At 66.3% G+C, this 15,944-nt stretch carries 15 protein-coding genes and 3 tRNA genes; 4 read left to right on the top strand and 14 right to left on the bottom strand.

Annotated elements, in window-relative coordinates; all coding sequences use genetic code 11:
* The first annotated feature begins 8 nt into the window (after window positions 1–8).
* Window positions 9–1,475 carry a cation acetate symporter gene (locus ABH915_RS07560; RefSeq protein WP_370119521.1) on the top strand — a complete coding sequence of 489 codons (1,467 nt, stop codon included), beginning with the start codon at window positions 9–11 and terminating at the stop codon, window positions 1,473–1,475.
* 60 nt (window positions 1,476–1,535) lie between these two features.
* Here ABH915_RS07560 and ABH915_RS07555 read toward each other — a convergent pair whose 3' ends face one another.
* The 6 genes from ABH915_RS07555 to rpsB form a co-directional block, all read right to left on the bottom strand.
* On the bottom strand, window positions 1,536–2,162 hold the full coding sequence (locus ABH915_RS07555) for a DivIVA domain-containing protein (RefSeq protein WP_370119518.1): 627 nt from the start codon (window positions 2,160–2,162) through the stop codon (window positions 1,536–1,538).
* A gap of 30 nt (window positions 2,163–2,192) precedes the next feature.
* The gene (locus tag ABH915_RS07550; RefSeq protein ID WP_018774547.1) at window positions 2,193–3,113 is read right to left on the bottom strand and encodes a phosphatidate cytidylyltransferase; all 921 of its coding nucleotides are present in this window, start codon (window positions 3,111–3,113) and stop codon (window positions 2,193–2,195) included.
* Window positions 3,113–3,670 (bottom strand): ribosome recycling factor, encoded by a 558-nt coding sequence (frr, locus tag ABH915_RS07545; RefSeq protein ID WP_018774548.1) that lies wholly within the window; start codon window positions 3,668–3,670, stop codon window positions 3,113–3,115. Before frr ends, ABH915_RS07550 begins: the two co-directional genes overlap by 1 nt.
* Before the next feature lie 134 nt (window positions 3,671–3,804).
* On the bottom strand, window positions 3,805–4,542 hold the full coding sequence (gene pyrH / locus ABH915_RS07540) for a UMP kinase (protein ID WP_018774549.1): 738 nt from the start codon (window positions 4,540–4,542) through the stop codon (window positions 3,805–3,807).
* 174 nt (window positions 4,543–4,716) lie between these two features.
* Window positions 4,717–5,553 (bottom strand): translation elongation factor Ts, encoded by an 837-nt coding sequence (tsf, locus tag ABH915_RS07535; RefSeq protein WP_026538253.1) that lies wholly within the window; start codon window positions 5,551–5,553, stop codon window positions 4,717–4,719.
* A gap of 133 nt (window positions 5,554–5,686) precedes the next feature.
* Entirely contained in the window at window positions 5,687–6,586 is a 900-nt protein-coding gene (rpsB, locus tag ABH915_RS07530) for a 30S ribosomal protein S2 (RefSeq protein ID WP_370119513.1), read from the bottom strand.
* 464 nt (window positions 6,587–7,050) lie between these two features.
* On the opposite strand from rpsB, the gene ABH915_RS07525 reads away from it, so the two are divergent.
* Complete coding sequence (locus ABH915_RS07525) at window positions 7,051–7,689, top strand: M23 family metallopeptidase (protein ID WP_370119510.1); 639 nt, start codon at window positions 7,051–7,053, stop codon at window positions 7,687–7,689.
* Between the two features lie 77 nt (window positions 7,690–7,766).
* On the opposite strand, the gene ABH915_RS07520 is transcribed toward ABH915_RS07525, so the two are convergent.
* The 6 genes from ABH915_RS07520 to ABH915_RS07495 form a co-directional block, all read right to left on the bottom strand.
* Complete coding sequence (locus tag ABH915_RS07520) at window positions 7,767–8,957, bottom strand: acyl-CoA dehydrogenase family protein (protein ID WP_370119507.1); 1,191 nt, start codon at window positions 8,955–8,957, stop codon at window positions 7,767–7,769.
* A gap of 214 nt (window positions 8,958–9,171) precedes the next feature.
* Window positions 9,172–9,245, bottom strand: a tRNA-Ile gene (locus ABH915_RS07515).
* A gap of 195 nt (window positions 9,246–9,440) precedes the next feature.
* Window positions 9,441–10,637: a glycosyltransferase gene (locus ABH915_RS07510; RefSeq protein WP_370119504.1), complete on the bottom strand. Its 1,197-nt coding sequence runs from the start codon at window positions 10,635–10,637 to the stop codon at window positions 9,441–9,443.
* 106 nt (window positions 10,638–10,743) lie between these two features.
* Window positions 10,744–11,646 carry a DMT family transporter gene (locus ABH915_RS07505; RefSeq protein WP_018774555.1) on the bottom strand — a complete coding sequence of 301 codons (903 nt, stop codon included), beginning with the start codon at window positions 11,644–11,646 and terminating at the stop codon, window positions 10,744–10,746.
* Window positions 11,646–12,269 carry a CDP-alcohol phosphatidyltransferase family protein gene (locus tag ABH915_RS07500; RefSeq protein WP_370119501.1) on the bottom strand — a complete coding sequence of 208 codons (624 nt, stop codon included), beginning with the start codon at window positions 12,267–12,269 and terminating at the stop codon, window positions 11,646–11,648. Before ABH915_RS07500 ends, ABH915_RS07505 begins: the two co-directional genes overlap by 1 nt.
* Before the next feature lie 55 nt (window positions 12,270–12,324).
* On the bottom strand, window positions 12,325–13,203 hold the full coding sequence (locus ABH915_RS07495) for a phage holin family protein (protein WP_370119499.1): 879 nt from the start codon (window positions 13,201–13,203) through the stop codon (window positions 12,325–12,327).
* Window positions 13,204–13,387: 184 nt separating this feature from the next.
* On the opposite strand from ABH915_RS07495, the gene ABH915_RS07490 reads away from it, so the two are divergent.
* Both ABH915_RS07490 and ABH915_RS07485 read left to right on the top strand, forming a co-directional pair.
* On the top strand, window positions 13,388–14,611 hold the full coding sequence (locus tag ABH915_RS07490; protein WP_370119496.1) for a multidrug effflux MFS transporter: 1,224 nt from the start codon (window positions 13,388–13,390) through the stop codon (window positions 14,609–14,611).
* A gap of 474 nt (window positions 14,612–15,085) precedes the next feature.
* The gene (locus ABH915_RS07485; protein ID WP_026266625.1) at window positions 15,086–15,493 is read left to right on the top strand and encodes a hypothetical protein; all 408 of its coding nucleotides are present in this window, start codon (window positions 15,086–15,088) and stop codon (window positions 15,491–15,493) included.
* A gap of 122 nt (window positions 15,494–15,615) precedes the next feature.
* Here ABH915_RS07485 and ABH915_RS07480 read toward each other — a convergent pair.
* Both ABH915_RS07480 and ABH915_RS07475 read right to left on the bottom strand, forming a co-directional pair.
* Window positions 15,616–15,688 (bottom strand) — tRNA-Asn (locus ABH915_RS07480).
* A gap of 135 nt (window positions 15,689–15,823) precedes the next feature.
* Window positions 15,824–15,896, bottom strand: a tRNA-Asn gene (locus ABH915_RS07475).
* Window positions 15,897–15,944 lie beyond the last annotated feature (48 nt).

Below are 15,944 nucleotides of genomic sequence, written 5' to 3'. Positions count from 1 at the left end.
GGCGGCCGGTGAACCCCGTCGTCGGCGTCGCGGCATTCGCCGCCGTCTCCCTCGCCACGGCTGTGATCGGTTTCTACGGGTTGCGGATCTCGCGCACCACCGGGGACTTCTACGTCGCGTCCCGGACGGTCAAGCCCTGGTGGAACGCCTCAGCAATCGGCGGGGAGTACCTCTCGGCCGCGAGCTTCCTGGGTGTCGCCGGGCTCATCCTGCTCTCCGGCACCGACGCCCTGTGGTATCCGGTGGGGTACACGGCCGGATACCTGATGCTGCTTCTATTCGTCGCCGCTCCCCTGCGCCGCTCGGGCGCCTACACGATCCCGGACTTCACCGAGGCGCGCCTCGATTCGCGTGCCGTCCGCCGCGTCACAAGCCTGGTGGTGGTCCTGGTCGGCTGGCTCTACATCGTCCCGCAACTCCACGGCGCCGCACTGGCCATCCGGATCACCACCGGGCTGCCGGCGTGGGTGGGCCCGGTGGCGGTGGTCGCCGTCGTCTGCATCACCGTGGTGGCGGGCGGGATGCGCTCCATCACATTTGTCCAGGCGTTCCAGTACTGGCTGAAGCTGACCGCGGTGGCGGTGCCCATCGTGTTCATGCTGCTGGTGCTGGGCGGCAACACCTCCCCGGCGGAGGCAGCCCCCGCGGTGAATCCGACGGCGCTGGCACCCTCGGGCCCCTATCAGGTCATTTCCCTGCTCGTGGCCCTGCTCTTCGGAACCCTCGGCCTGCCGCACGTGCTGGTCCGGTTTTACACAAATCCGGACGGACAGTCGGCCCGGCGCACCACCCTGATTGTCCTGGGCCTGCTCTCGGTCTTCTATCTGTTTCCCACGGCCTACGGCATGATCGGCCGGGCCTACGCCCCGGACCTCGCCCAAAGCGGGCCGGCCGACGCCCTGGTGCTGCTGCTGCCTGGCCGGCTGGTGGGCGGGGCGGCCGGCGACCTGCTCTCTGCGCTGGTGGTGGCCGGGGCGTTTGGGGCGTTCCTGTCGACGACGTCGGGCCTGGTGGTCTCGCTGGCCGGCGTGATCAGCCAGGACGTGTTCGGCGGCAGCGTGCGCGGCTTCCGGCTGGCAGCGCTGATCTCGGCGCTGGTGCCTCTGGGAATCGCGTCGATGACCGAATCGCTGGCTCTGGCCGGCAGCGTGGGGCTCGTGTTTGCCTTTACCGCGTCCACGATCTGCCCGGTCCTGCTGCTGGGCATCTGGTGGCGGGGACTGACGGACGCCGGGGCAATCGCGGGCATGGCGACCGGCGGCGTGCTCTGCGGCAGCGCGATGGTGGCCGGTTCGGTGCTGGGGGCGGCACAGACGCCGTCGTGGCTGGCGCAGCCGGCCGCGTGGACGGTGCCGGCCGCGTTCGCCGTCACGATCCTGGTGTCGCGGGCCACGCGGGGCCGGGTGCCGCGGACGATGACGCGCCTCATGACCCGGCTGCACACCCCGGAACGGCCGCTCGCGACGGAACGGTGACCCGGGCGGGTGGGGATCCGGGGTGAGGCTCCGGGCCGGTGGGCTCCGGGTGGCGCGTTACTAGTCGATGGCCGCCATGAGCTCGACGGCGCGCTCCAGGAACGCGTCGACCTGGCTTTCCTCGTAGCCCTCCCGGCCCACGGCGGGGCGGAACACCGCGCGCCGGACGTTGTCCACGCTCAGCGGCTGGTCCTCCTCGAGGTAGCCGATCAGCTCGTGGCAGAGGTCGTCGACGTCGGTGGTGTTGTAGCTGCGGGCCTTGGTCTTGGACGGGCGCCGGAACCGCTGGCCGTCCGGGCGGTGCAGGCGCCCCCGCAGGACGCCCGCGAGCCGGCCGATTTCGCGCAGCCAGGCTTCCTCACCGCGTTCGGCAACCAGCTCATCGCGCTCGCGCCGGGCGAGGGCGTCCTCGAGCCGGTCCAGCGCGGCATCCACGCCGGCCGCCGCGTAGCCGCCCTTCACGGGATCGAAGGACACTGCGCGGACGTCCGAGCTCTTGATGGCGCGGGAGGCCGAGGACGGAGCTTCGAATGACACCCGTGCGCGCTGCAGGAAATCGTCGACCTGCCTGGCGTTGTAGCCATACTGGTTCCGCTGCACGCGGTCAAAAGACGCAGGAATCTGCCGTTGAATGTCCACTGTTACTTTGTTCCTTTGATGCCGTTCGGCTGGTTTGCTCGGCACCATTCTAGGCGCCGGAAGTGCTGGCCTGTGCTTCTAGGCGGCCGTGAGGGCCGAGAACAGGATGAACGCCACCGGCGAGGCGAAGACAATCGAGTCCAGCCGGTCCATGACGCCTCCGTGTCCGGGGAGGATGCTGCTCATGTCCTTGATGCCGAGCTCGCGCTTGACCATCGATTCGGCCAGGTCGCCGGCGGTAGCGGCTGCCACCATGCCCACCGCGAGCACGACGCCGAACCACCACGGCTCGCCCAGCACGAAGATCATGGCGAGCACGCCCACGACGACGGCCCCGGCGATCGAGCCGGCGAAGCCTTCCCAAGTCTTCTTGGGGCTGATCTTGGGGGCCATCGGATGCTTGCCCAGGGAGGCGCCCACGAGGTAGCCAAAGGTGTCGTTGGCCACCACCAGGAGCAGCAGGGTCGCGATCTGCCATGCACCGGCCGGAATCACCCCGTCAGGCCACAGGCCTACCGGTGTCTCGCCGTCGGCGGTGTGCAGCAGCAGCGTCGCAAAGCTGATCAGGAACGGCACCCAGGACAGGGTGAAGACCCCCGCGAAGATGCTCCGCGCCGAACCGGCCGCGCCTTCCAGGGTCCGCCACAACAGCACCGCCACGCTGCTGACGAGCATCGCAAAGAGCAGGCTTTCGAGGCCGCCGAAGTAGGCGGCGATCGGCATGGCGACCGTGCCGACCATCACCGGCACGATCGGCAGGCGCGTGCCTGCGGCCTCCAGCGCACGAAAGATCTCCCAGACGCCGAAGATCGCAAAGGTGGCGGTCACCAGGACGAAGCCCAGCGGGAGGAACAGCAGGCCGCCGAGGACGCACACCAGCATGCCAACGCCCACCACGGTGGCGGCGGGCAGGTTCCGGCCCGCTTTAGGCGTCGGGTTCTCGCGTTGCTTCCCCCGCCTCCGGGCGCGCGGCCCGGAGGCCTCCTGTGCCTGACTCATCAGACCTCGAGCAACTCAGCTTCCTTGCGCTTGAGCAGCTCGTCGATCCCGTCCACGTGTGCCTTGGTCATGGCGTCCAGTTCCTTCTCGCCGCGGGCGCCTTCGTCTTCGCCGGCGTCGCCGTCCTTGACGAGCTTGTCCAGCGTCTCCTTGGCCTTGCGGCGGATGTTGCGGATGGACACCTTCGCGTCCTCACCCTTGGACTTGACGATCTTGACGTATTCCTTGCGCCGTTCGCTGGTCAGCTCGGGAATGGTGATCCGGATGACGTTGCCGTCGTTGGACGGGTTGGCGCCCACCTCGGAGTCGCTGAGGGCCCGTTCGATGTCGCGCAGGGCCGTCTTGTCGTACGGGGTTACGAGGATGGTGCGGGCGTCCGGGACCGCGAAGGAGGCCAGCTGCTGCAGCGGCGTCGGCGTGCCGTAGTACTCGACGATGACCTTGTTGTACAGGCCAGGCGTCGCGCGGCCGGTCCGGATCGAGGCGAAGTCTTCCTTGGCTACCTCAACTGCCTTGTCCATCTTGTCCCCGGCTTCGAGCAAGGTTTCTTCGATCACGGTCTCTCCTCAGAAATTGGTGCGTCCCGGGGGCCGGGGCGCGGCACGTCATCTTGGTGCGCCTGATGTATTCCGCCGGGCGCTTTTGTCTTCCGCCTGGCGGCGGAAAGGTCCTGAAAACATCCTAGCCGTTGCTAGGGGGTGACGACGGTGCCCAGGTCCTCGCCCCGGATGGCGCGGGTGACGTTGCCCTCGCCTTCCATGCCGAAGACCACCATCGTGAGGTTGTTGTCCTTGCACATGGTCATCGCGGTCTGGTCCATCACACGGATGTCGCGGCGGAGGGCGTCGTCGTAGCTGAGGCGGTGCAGCTTCTCCGCCGTCGGGTCCTTCTTCGGGTCGGCGGTGTAGACGCCGTCGACGCCGCTCTTGGCCATCAGGACGACGTCGGCGTGGACCTCCATGGCGCGCTGGGCGGCCACGGTGTCCGTGGAGAAGTACGGCAGTCCGGCGCCGGCGCCGAAGATGACAACCCGGCCCTTTTCCATGTGGCGGATGGCGCGGCGGGGAATGTAGGCCTCGGCAACCTGGCCCATGGTGATGGCGCTCTGCACGCGCGTTTCCACCCCGGCCTGCTCCAGGAAGTCCTGTAGCGCGAGGCAGTTCATGACGGTTCCGAGCATGCCCATGTAGTCGGCGCGGGAGCGGTCCATGCCGCTCTGGGACAGTTCGGCGCCGCGGAAGAAGTTGCCTCCGCCGACGACGATTGCGACCTCGACGTCGGGAACTGCGGCGGCGATCTGCTTGGCCACGCCACGGACGGTATCCGGGTCGACGCCCAGTTTCCCGCCGCCGAAGACCTCGCCGGAGAGCTTCAAGAGGACGCGGCGCCTGTTCTTCTTTGGCTGGGCTGAAGTGGTGACGGTTTCCATGGTGCCTTCCCGTTGGTGAACTCTGAGTTAGGTTATCGTGCTGGGCGCCCAGGGCGGCATTCCGGCCGTGACCGGAACCGGTGCCTCACGGGTGCATGCAAAAGGGGTGGCCACCGTGGTGACCACCCCCTTAGCGTGTCTTGCTAGTGCCTGACTGGTGTCTGGCCAGTCTGACTAGGAACCGACGCGGAAGCGCGTGAAGGCAGTTGCCTTGACGCCGGCCTCTTCGAGGACCTGGGCGACAGACTTCTTGGCATCCTTGGCGAATGCCTGGTCAACGAGGACCTCGCCCTTGTAGAAGCCGGTAACGCGGCCTTCGACGATCTTGGTCATCGCAGCTTCGGGCTTGCCCTCGGCCTTGGCCGTTTCCTCGGCGATGCGGCGCTCGGACTCGACGAGCTCGGCCGGAACGTCCTCACGGGTGAGGTAGTTCGGAGCCATGGCGGCAACGTGAACGGCGACGTCGTGGGCTGCGGTGGCAGCCGCTTCGCCTTCGCCGTCAACAGCGAACAGCACGCCAACCTGGGCCGGGAGGTCCTTGGAGGTCTTGTGCAGGTAAGCGTCGACCGTAGCGCCCTCGATGCGGGAGATGCGGCGGACAACAACCTTTTCGCCCAGAACGGCGCCCTCTTCGATGACGACCTCGGACAGCGGCTTGCCGTCGACCTCGGTGGCCAGCAGGGTCTCGAGATCGGCAGCACCGGACTCGACAGCCACGGCCAGGACCTTGTCGGCCAGCTGGATGAACTTGTCGGCCTTGGCAACGAAGTCGGTCTCGCAGTTGACTTCGATCATCACGCCGACGCCGTTGGCGACCTTGGCAGCAACCAGGCCTTCAGCGGTGGAGCGGCCTTCGCGCTTGGTGGCGCCCTTCAGGCCCTTGATGCGGATGATTTCGATGGCCTTCTCGGCGTCACCGTTGGCTTCGTCAAGAGCCTTCTTGACATCCATCATGCCGGCGCCGGTGCGCTCGCGCAGAGCCTTGATATCAGCGGCAGTGTAGTTCGCCATGTGAACCCCTCTGTCTAGAAATTTATGTGGTGTACGGACCGACAGGACGGCTGCTCACCGAGTGAGCGGCCATCCTGTCGGTACCCCCTATGCAGCTGAGCGCATGTGGGGAGATCCAGATTTACTTGTCTGACTACTTGGCTTCGTCGGCGGCCGGTGCTTCTTCAGAAGCGGGTGCCTCTTCAGCAGCCGGAGCAGCTTCAGCGGCCGGTGCCTCTTCAGCAGCCGGTGCAGCCTCAGCGGCGGGCGCTGCAGCAGCTTCAGCCTTGTTGCCTTCGAGGAGCTCGCGCTCCCACTCGGCCAGCGGCTCTTCCGGAGCTTCCGTGGTGCCGGTGGCGCGCTGGTTACGGGCGATGAGGCCCTCAGCAACGGCGTCGGCGACAACGCGGGTCAGCAGGTTGACGGAGCGGATGGCGTCGTCGTTACCCGGGATCGGGAAGTCGACTTCGTCGGGATCGCAGTTGGTGTCCAGGATGGCCACAACCGGGATGTTCAGCTTCTTGGCCTCGTCGACAGCAAGGTGTTCCTTCTTGGTGTCAACGATCCACAGCGCGGACGGCGCCTTGGTCAGGTTGCGGATACCACCGAGGTTGGTTTCCAGCTTGGTGAGTTCGCGGCGAAGGAGCAGCAGTTCCTTCTTGGTGTAAGCCGAACCGGCGACGTCGTCGAAGTCGATCTCTTCGAGTTCCTTCATGCGCTGGATGCGCTTGGAGACCGTCTGGAAGTTGGTCAGCATACCGCCGAGCCAACGCTGGTTGACGTAGGGCTGGCCAACGCGGGTGGCCTGCTCGGCGATGGATTCCTGCGCCTGCTTCTTGGTGCCGACGAAGAGAACGGTGCCGCCGTGTGCAACGGTGGCCTTCACGAACTCGTAGGCACGGTCGATGTAGGACAGCGACTGCTGCAGGTCAATGATGTAGATACCGTTGCGCTCCGTGAAGATGAAGCGCTTCATCTTCGGGTTCCAACGGCGGGTCTGGTGTCCAAAGTGGACGCCGCTGTCAAGCAGCTGGCGCATAGTTACGACGGGCATGCCGACGCTCCTTCCGGCAGGTCATTCATGAGAGAGCCCATGGCCCTCTTACCCTGCCAATAGTTGACGGTTGTTTAGCATTCGCCCGGGATGGGCGTTGCTCCTGGCATCCACTGCACTTCCCATCCGCGCCATATGGAACGGACCGCAGGAGGCGCAGTCCTCCGCAGCCGAAGTTTGTGGCTTCTTTTGAGGAGGGCTGGATACGCGTAGTCAGCTGCTGTTCCCCCGCACCCCTGAATGAGGCGTGCCGGCTTCGGCAATCACGAAGTATCGCGACTTACAAGCGTGAGGGCACAGCAAACTGCTCCACCAAGTGTACTACAGCGGCCCCGCCCCGGAGGACGGTTTTGCCACGGCAGCGGGGCGGGGTTCCGGGGCTTGGGCGGGGGTCGGCGGGCACCTTATCCACATAGCCATGGCAGGAGATTCCGTCCGGGGTGCTGCTTAGGCAGGCTGGGGCCATGAAGCTCCCCCTTGGCCTGCCGGCACCCTTCCTGGCGGCACTGTTCCTGCCGGCACTGTTCCTGCCGGCACCGTTCCTGGCGCTGTCCCCCATCGCCGCCGATGCCCATATCTCCGCCGCTGCCGATGCCGCCGCCGACATCGGCGCCGGCGCCGCCGGGGCTGCGATTTCACCCGGCCGGGGCTCCCCAAGGGCAGGCCCGGTCCCGGAACCTGCCTGGAGCTGGCCGCTTAGCCCGCGGCCGGCGGTGCTGCGCGCCTTCGATCCCCCGGCCAGGCCGTGGCTCAGCGGTCACCGCGGTGTCGATATTGAGGCGGCCTTCGATGGCGCCCCGCTCCTGTCGCCGGCCGCCGGGACGGTGAGCTTTGTCGGGACGGTGGTGGACCGGCCAGTCATCACGATCGATCACGGCAACGGGCTGCGCAGCAGTTTCGAGCCGGTGGCCAGTTCACTGACGGCTGGGGCCGCGGTGGCGGAAGGCGAGGTCCTGGGGCGGGTGCAGGCCGGCCACTGCGGCCCGGCCCCGCCCTGCCTCCACTGGGGCGTCCGCCGCGGCGAGGACTATGTCAACCCGCTGGTGTTCGTGATGGACCTGAGGCCATCCGTCCTGCTCCCGCCCCTGGAGCCTGGTCCATGATGCAGCATTTGGCGCCGCCTTTGATGCGCGGCTCCTCCGTTGAGGCACGCGGGCCTCCGCGGCGGCCGTTTGGCGCATCAGACGATCGCGGAAATGCCCGTGATCGCCCGGCCGGTGACCAAGGTGTTGATTTCGTGCGTGCCCTCGTAGGAGTAGATGGCTTCGGCGTCCGCAAAGACCTTGGCCATTTCGAAGTCCGTCACGATCCCGTTGCCGCCGAGGATGCTCCGGCCCAGTGCCACGCTTTCGCGCATGCGCGCGGTGGTGAACGCCTTGGCCAGGGCTGACTGCTCGTCCTTCGCCTCCCCCGCATCCTCCAGCTGGGACAGCCTCACCATCATGCCCATGGAGCTGACGGCATTGCCGAGGATCTGCACGAGCTGGTGCTGGATCAGCTGGAAGGAGGCAATCGGGCGGCCGAACTGGCTGCGTTCCACGGCGTAGCGCCGGGCGACGTCGAAGGCGGCGAACTGCTGCCCCACCGCTTGCCAGGCAACGGCCAGGCGGGTGACTTTCAGGACCTTGTTCGTGTCACGGAAGCTGTTGGCATTGGCGAGCTTGAAGAACTCCGGCACCACAACGTTATCGAGCGTGATGTCGGCGTTCTGAACCGTGCGCAGCGAGATCTTGTTCTCGATTTTCGAGGCACTGTACCCCTCGGCCTTGGTGTCCACGAGGAACCCTTTGACCTGGTTGTCCTCGAGATCGCGAGCGTAGATGACCACCCAGTCGGAGAAGGTTGCGTTGCCGATCCAGCGCTTGGCTCCATTGAGGATCCAGTTCCCGCCGTCGCGCCGCGCCGTGGTGCGCGTACCGCCGGCGACGTCGGAGCCGCCAAGGGGCTCGGTGAGGCCGAAGGCGCCGATCTTCTTGAGCGAGTAAATCTCGGGAAGCCACGCGTCCTGCTGCTCCTGGGAGGCAAGGGCTTCGATGGAGCCGGTGAAGAGTCCGTCATGGACGCCCATGAACGTCGCGATCGACGTGTCGGCGCGGGTGACTTCCGCGTGCAGGATGCCGGCGAAGAGGTTCGAGTAGCCCTGCCTCCGGACGGGGCTGACCAGGTCGATTTCTGCCAGCTTCGGGATCAGCTCCATGGGGAACTCCGCGCGATTCCAGCAATCGACGGCGATCGGCCGGACTTCGCGGGCAAGGAACTCGCGGACTTCGGCCAGCCTGTCCTGCTCCTTGGCGCTGAGCAGCTGCTCGAACGCAAAGAAGTCGCCATCGGCGTAGGGCAGGTTATGGATGTCGATGGCAGCTTTGGACATGGTGTTCCTTCACTCGATCAGCGGGGACCAAAGGGGCGCGGGCTTCGCGCCGACGATAAGTTACTCATGAGTAACATATCGCAGTGTCGAGACGCCTGCAAGCGTCGGACCCGACAAAGGCCCGACAAAAAGGGAGCCGTGGCCGACGTCGGACGTCAGCCACGGCTCCCGTGGTTGCGGGCCCCGGATGAGGAGGCTGCCGCAGAAATGAATGTAGGGCTACTCGGACTTGAACCGAGGACCTTAGGATTATGAGTCCCGCGCTCTAACCAGCTGAGCTATAGCCCCCTGCGCCCGGAGCCGGACCTGGCCCGCTGGGGGCCGGATTGGTTCCGGGCAAAAATACTCTAGCAATAGTAGACGCATCACGTGCGCGCGCCGCCACCGGCAGGCGGCCTGGCGCAACTGACCTGGATGCTGTTGGACTGGACGCACTGGGACTGGACGCGTTCGGAGTGGACGCATCCCTGCCAGGCGGCGTGCCTAAAGGACCAGGTCGTCGTAGCTGGCACCCCGGTAGATGTCCTCAAATGTCTGCAGAGTGCGCGCGATGCCGTGGCTTTCCACCATTTCGCGGCTGGTCTTGCCCATCGCATCACGCTCGTGGTCCGGCAGCGAGAACACGCGCGTCAGCTTGGCGGCGAGGTCGTCGCTGTCGTTGGGGATAAAGAGGTAGCCGTTTTCCCCGTCGCGGACCAGGTGCGGCAGCGCCATGGCGTTGGCCAGCAGGACTGGCGTAGACGCCGACATCGCCTCCAGGGTCACAAGGGACTGGAGCTCCGCCGTGCCGGGCATGCAGAACACGTCGGCCGTGATGTAGGCCTTGCGAAGCTCGGCGTCGCTGGCCAGGCCGAGGAACCTGACCCGGTCCGCCAGTCCGAGCCGGGCGACCTGTGCCTCGAGGGCAGGACGGACTTCGCCGCCGCCGACGATTTCGAGGTGGATGTCCAGCTCCTGGGGCGTCTTGGCGACGGCGTCGATCAGGACGTCCACGTGCTTCTCCTCCGCCAGCCGGCCGGCGAAGAGCACGGTGGGGCTGGCGTGGCGTTCCGCGGTTTCGCCGGGATGCAGCTCGTAGGCGGCGGCGTCGATGCCGTTGGAGAGGGGCAGGACCTGGCGGAGGAAGGCGTGCTGGTGCATGGCCTTGGCGGCAAGCGGTGTGGGTGTGGTCACGACGTCGGCCTGGCCCATGACCTTGCCCATGTCACGCCAGGAGATCCGGCCCACGATGTCTTTGAACCACTGCGGGAACGGCAGGAAGGGGTTCAGGTTTTCGGGCATGAAGTGGTTGGTCGCCACCACCCGGATGCCGCGCTTTACGGCCTCGTAAAGGACGTGCTCGCCGATCATGTAGTGGCTCTGGATGTGCACCACGTCCGGCTGGATGCGATCGAACAGCAGCCCGATTTCCTTCTTGATCTCCCAGGGGAAGGTGACCCGGAAATACTCGTGCGTGGGCACGGAGTGGGAGCGCAGGCGGTGGACGGTGGCCTCGTCGCTGAACTCGCTGTAGCTCGGGCCCTTGCCCGGGCGGCATGCCAGGACGTGGACCTCGTGACCGCGGGCCGTCATCCCCTTGGCCAGGCGGTAGCCGAACTGGGCGGCGCCGTTGACGTGGGGCGGGTACGTGTCAGCGGCAATCAGGATGGTCAGCGGCGGCTGGTTGTCGGACGTGGTCACGTGGAGAGCTCCTGGTGGTCGCTGTGCGGTCAGCTGGATCAACGGTGGCCGGCTGGCCATCGGCGGCACGGGCGCCGGGCCTGCAGCCGAAGTCTGGGCGGACGCCCTAGGACCTGCCCGCAGTCTTCCGCGCGTCCTTCTTGCGCTTGGTGACTTCCGGGTGGTGTCTGGAAAGGGCTATTACTCCCACGATAGCAAGTGATGCGGCCGTCCCCATGGCGATAGCCATCACAGGCTGGACGTCGGGACGCAGTTCTCCCAGAATTACGATGCCGATTGCGATGCCCACAATGGGGTCGATCACGGTCAAACCGGCGATCACGAGGTCCGGCGGTCCGCTGGAGTAGGCATTCTGTACGAACCACGATCCCAGCACGCCTGCAGCCACGATTGCCACGGCGCTGTACCACGGCACATTCAGCAGGAACTGACCGTTCGGGTCCAACAGATGCCGGCCGATGATGCGGGTCAGGACCGCCACGAAGCCGAACAGGACGCCGGCGCCGAGGATGTAGACGAAGGCGCTCATGCGGTGCTTGAACAGGACGGCGAGCGTGCCGAAGAGCCCGACCGCCAGGGCCAGGAGCAGCACGATGGTCAGTTCGTCCGAGCTGCTGACGTTGTGGTTTTCCTGGGTGACATTGACGGCCAGCACCACAAAGAGTGCTGAACCTGTCACGCAGAGCGAGATGGCCACGATGGTGGCCCGGTTCATGCTCAGGCCCTGGTCCTTGGTGTTGACCACGGTGGTGATGACCAGGGCGATCGCGCCGATCGGTTGCACCACCGTCAGCGGGGCCATGACGAGCGCGACGGCGTTCATCGCCATCCCGACGCACAGCAGCATGAACCCGAAAAGCCAGCGCGGATTGCGCGCGAGCCGAAGCAGGCCGTGGGTGCTCAGCGCCAGGCCGCCGGTATCGGCCTTGACCGCGCTGCCCTGGCGCTGGGCGCCAAAGGCCAGGCAGAAGGCACCGAGTACCGCAAGCAGTACCGCAACCCAGACCATCAGTGGGAGCCGCCGTCGTGCGCGCGAAGTTGCCTGCCCTTGCCGATGATGGCCCAGACGTAGTTGTAGGCCGCGATCCAGTGCCCGACGAGGCCCAGGCCCAGGAAGATCCACGCGACCGTGGCGTACACGTCGGCAGCGGGCACCGGAAGTTTGGACAGCACCAGCAGCGGGGTGCCCACCAGCAGCAGGCCCGTCCGGATTTTTCCGATCCGGCTCACCGGCAGATCCGGGTGGCCGTGGAAATAGAACAGTGACAGGGCCAGCAGGACCGCGTCCGGGACCAGCAGCGCGGCGAGATACCACCACTCGACGACGCCTGCGATCACGAGGGTCACGGCGACGGCGATCAGCGAGAGTCTGTCCGCAATCGGGTCCATGACCCGGCCGAGGTTGGACATTTGATTGAAGCGGCGGGCGATGTAGCCGTCCACCCAGTCGGTGCTGGCCATGATGGCGAGCACGAGGGCACCGTAGCCGTACTTGTGCTCCGAGAGAACCAGCCAGATGAACACCGGAACACCAAGGAAGCGCACCACAGTCAGGACATTGGGGACCGTGAAGACCGCGTCGCGGTGGACGAGGGGCTGCCCGGGGCGGGCGCCAGCGCCGATGAACTTCATCGATTCCCCCCTTCCGTGGACGGCAACGGTTTGGCGTTTGGGTTCAGGGATCTGCCTAGCCCTTTAGCAGCCGGCGCACAAGGACCGCGAGGGCGGCTCCCGACGCGGCGAGCACAGCCAGGGGCTTCCAGCGCTGCTTGATCGTGTCGGCCAGGCCCTGCCCGTCAGCGGATGTGGAGGACCCCGTCGAGGTGCGGACTGAGGAGCGGAAGCCTGCGATCTTGTCGCTGAGCTGCTCTTTGCCGTCCTGGAGTCGGGCCTGGGTGGCGGCCAGCAGGGTTTGGGCCTGGGTCTTGACGTCGAGTTCGCGGCCGAGGTCGTCGCGCACGCCGGTGAGATGCGTGCGCCGCTGGTCCACCCGGCGTCGGAGTTCGGCCTCTGTGGGGGGCGGCCCGAAGTCGGGCTTGGCGGCCGCTTTGGCTTCCTTCTCATCCTTCGCCTTGGCGGCGGCGGCTTCCTTGGCGGCCTTGGCGGCTTTGTACTGTTCGGAGTTCGGATCCAGGATCGCCGCGTCGAAGGCGGAGCCCTCCTTGGCGATGCCGAGGTCGTACTTGAGCCCCCGGATGGTCTCCTCGGGGACCAGCGGCATGAGCTTCTTGAACTTATTCAGACCGATGAGCGCCCCGATCGCGGCGATGACGAGGAAGACTGCGCAGACCAGCAGGGCGGCGAGCCACGCGGGCATGATCGTGGCCAGTCCCATGATTGCCGCGACGACGAGTCCGACCAGCAGGAACGCAACGAACACCAGGGCGACGGCGAAGAAGGCGCCTGCGACGCCGAGCTGGATCCCCTTGCGCTTGATTTCGGCCTTGGCCAGCGCAATCTCGTCACTGAGCTGCCGGGGCGCCAGCTTGAAGATCATCTTCAGGGTTTGCGGCAGCGCGGAAATGCGCAGCCCACCGCCTGTCCCGCCGCTGTGACGTCCGCTCATCGGTCCCGCCTAACTGGTGCCATCCGTCGATCCGCTCGCGCGGGCTTGCCGGGTCTGGACAGCTTCGCACAGACCCCGGTGTCAAAACTATCATTTAGGCTCTTGGGAGGCCCTTTCGGGCAAGGTGTGGCGCGCCTGCCCAGCCACCGGCCGGCTATCCCGGCGGGCCCTAGGATGGACCTCTGTGAGCACACCCCACAATCCCGGTGATTCCCTGAGCCGCCGTCGTAAATTCCTCTACATCCTGACGCTCGGCGCTTTGACCGCCCTCGGGCCGTTCACGGTTGACCTCTACTTGCCCGCATTCCCGGCCCTGGAAGAAAGCCTGGGCGTCTCCGCGGCCGCGGTGCAGCTGACGCTCACGGGGACGACCATAGGTTTCGCGCTGGGACAGCTGGTAGTGGGTCCGCTGAGTGACAAGTTCGGCCGGCGGCTGCCCCTGATCGTGGCGACGGCGGTTCACATCGCGGCATCCCTGGGCGCCGCGCAGTCCACGGACATCGCCACGCTGGGCTTCTTCCGCGTCCTCATGGGCGTCGGGGCTGCCGGAGGCGGTGTGGTGGCCATGGCCATGGTCCGCGACCTGTTCAGCGGCTACGCGATGGTGCGGATGTTCGCGAGGATGGCCCTTGTCAACGGTCTGGCCCCGATCCTCGCCCCGGTGATCGGCTCCCAGCTGCTGTTGCTGGTCCCCTGGCCCGGCATCTTCTTGTTCCTGGCCGCCTACGGGACCTGCGTCATCATCGCGGCCCTCTTCGTGATCCGGGAGACCCTGCCGCCGGAGCTGCGCGGCAAATCCGGGATGACCGCGGGCCAGCGTTACAAGGTGCTCTTCTCCGACCGGATCTTCGTGGGCCTGCTGCTTGTGGGCGGGATGAACTTCGCGGGCCTCTTCACTTACCTCTCGGCCTCGCCGTTCCTGTTCCAGAATGTCTACGGGTTCACGCCCCAGCAGTACGGCCTGCTCTTTGGCGTCAACTCGCTGGGCATCGTGGCAGGCGTGCAGACCAGCGCAAGGCTCATCAAGCGCGTCCCGCCGCAGTGGATCCTGGCCTGTTCCACGGCCTGGATGTTCGTCATGGCCGTCCTGATTGTCGTCTTCGACCAGCTGGGGTTGGGGCTGTGGGGCGTCCTGGTGCCGCTGTGGTTCTACATCCTCGGCGCCGGTTTCACCTTCCCCACCGTGCAGGTCCTGGCCCTGTCCAAACATGGCGCCCAGGCAGGAACCGCGGCTTCACTTCTCGGCGCGGCGACCTTCCTGATGGCGGGCCTTATCTCGCCGGTGGTCGGCTGGCTCGGCGTCAGCTCCGCAACCCCGATGGGCGCCGTCCAGGCCGTCTGCATCCTGCTGGCGGCCGCTGCGCTGTGGCTGGTTGTACGGCCCAGCACGGTGCCACCGATCCAATAGCCGGGCTCCCCCGGCGGGACATGCCCATTCTTCGCGGCTTCCCCGGCGGGACATGCCCATTCTTCGCGGCCTCCCCGGCGGGCATGCCCATTCTTGGCGCCCAGGGCTGGACATATTGGCACTATGTCCACCCGTCAGGACCACCACTGGACATGTCCCCCGGGCAGCCGCGCTGAGCGGACCACATGCGGGACATGCCCATTCTTCGCGGCCTCCCCGGCGGAACATGCCCATTCTTGGCGCCCAGGGCTGGACATACTGGCACTATGTCCACCCGCCAGGACCACGACCGGACATGTTCCCACCGGCATCCCGCCAGCACTGGACATGTCCCCCGGGCAGCCCGAATAGCGTGTACACCCCGCACAGCCGCACCCGCAGCCCTGTCACTCACCCGCAGCCCTATCCCTGGCCCGCAGCCCTGCGCCCCGTCGCACCCTGTTCGACGTCCGCGGCGGGCGATAAAGTTATTTCATGCCCGACAGGCAGGATCACCCGCCCCTTCCGGCCACTTGGCAGCGGTGCGACGCCGGAATCCTGCCCCTGTGGTGGGATCGTTTGTGCAGCCAGACCAGTCCGCAGTCGGCGGCCCTGTTCGCCGCCGGCCTGTTCACCGAAGACCGCCGGCGCCCAATTGCCCAGTGGTACAACCCTGCCTATGACTCCGCCCTCCTCGTGGCACCGGAATCTTCCCCGGAGTGGCCGGTGCAACGCTTCGGCATCTTCTATGCGCCCCCGGGCGGCGGATTCACCCAGGTGCACTCGGCGCCGCATGAATGGCACCCGCGGGAGCCCCGGAAGTCCCCCACCGAGCAGGAGGCCTTCCAGGCAGCGGTCGCCGAAGCCCAGCGCTTCCTCCAGGTGGAAATGTACTTCGTCTGATCCCGCCACCTGAACTGCCCCCTGGGACGTCCGGCTGGAAGCCCAGACCGCTGACGGAGCAACGAAACGGAGAAACAAAAAAGGCCCCGCGGCTGGTTTTCACCGGCCGCGGGACCTGTCCGCTCCTCCTGCTGGACTTGAACCAGCAACCCTTCGATTAACAGTCGAATGCTCTGCCAATTGAGCTAAGGAGGAATGAAGCAGGTACGACATTAGCAAAGGTTTTGCCGGTAGGGAAATCGGCCGCGGAGCCGGCGCCAGCCAGTCACGAAATACCCCCTCCGGGTATAAAAAAGTCCCCGTTCCGGAACCCGGAACGGGGACTGCGCGCTCCTCCTGCTGGACTTGAACCAGCAACCCTTCGATTAACAGTCGAATGCTCTGCCAATTGAGCTAAGGAGGAATGAAGCGGGTATAAGCCTAGCAAACACCAGCCCGGGAAACGAAATCG

The sequence above is a fragment of the Arthrobacter sp. MW3 TE3886 genome, assembly GCF_041262145.1.
GTDB lineage: Bacteria > Actinomycetota > Actinomycetes > Actinomycetales > Micrococcaceae > Arthrobacter.
This window is presented reverse-complemented; position numbering and strand designations above follow the sequence as displayed.

Bases quoted from the DNA above. Each gene is read 5' to 3' on its own strand.
- ABH915_RS07520 (WP_370119507.1), bottom strand. From the start codon at position 8,957: ATGTCCAAAGCTGCCATCGACATCCATAACCTGCCCTACGCCGATGGC.
- ABH915_RS07505 (WP_018774555.1), bottom strand. From the start codon at position 11,646: ATGGTCTGGGTTGCGGTACTGCTTGCGGTACTCGGTGCCTTCTGCCTG.
- ABH915_RS07485 (WP_026266625.1), top strand. From the start codon at position 15,086: ATGCCCGACAGGCAGGATCACCCGCCCCTTCCGGCCACTTGGCAGCGG.
- ABH915_RS07500 (WP_370119501.1), bottom strand. From the start codon at position 12,269: ATGAAGTTCATCGGCGCTGGCGCCCGCCCCGGGCAGCCCCTCGTCCAC.
- tsf (WP_026538253.1), bottom strand. From the start codon at position 5,553: ATGGCGAACTACACTGCCGCTGATATCAAGGCTCTGCGCGAGCGCACC.
- pyrH (WP_018774549.1), bottom strand. From the start codon at position 4,542: ATGGAAACCGTCACCACTTCAGCCCAGCCAAAGAAGAACAGGCGCCGC.
- ABH915_RS07495 (WP_370119499.1), bottom strand. From the start codon at position 13,203: ATGAGCGGACGTCACAGCGGCGGGACAGGCGGTGGGCTGCGCATTTCC.
- ABH915_RS07525 (WP_370119510.1), top strand. From the start codon at position 7,051: ATGAAGCTCCCCCTTGGCCTGCCGGCACCCTTCCTGGCGGCACTGTTC.
- ABH915_RS07550 (WP_018774547.1), bottom strand. From the start codon at position 3,113: ATGAGTCAGGCACAGGAGGCCTCCGGGCCGCGCGCCCGGAGGCGGGGG.
- ABH915_RS07555 (WP_370119518.1), bottom strand. From the start codon at position 2,162: ATGGTGCCGAGCAAACCAGCCGAACGGCATCAAAGGAACAAAGTAACA.
- rpsB (WP_370119513.1), bottom strand. From the start codon at position 6,586: ATGCCCGTCGTAACTATGCGCCAGCTGCTTGACAGCGGCGTCCACTTT.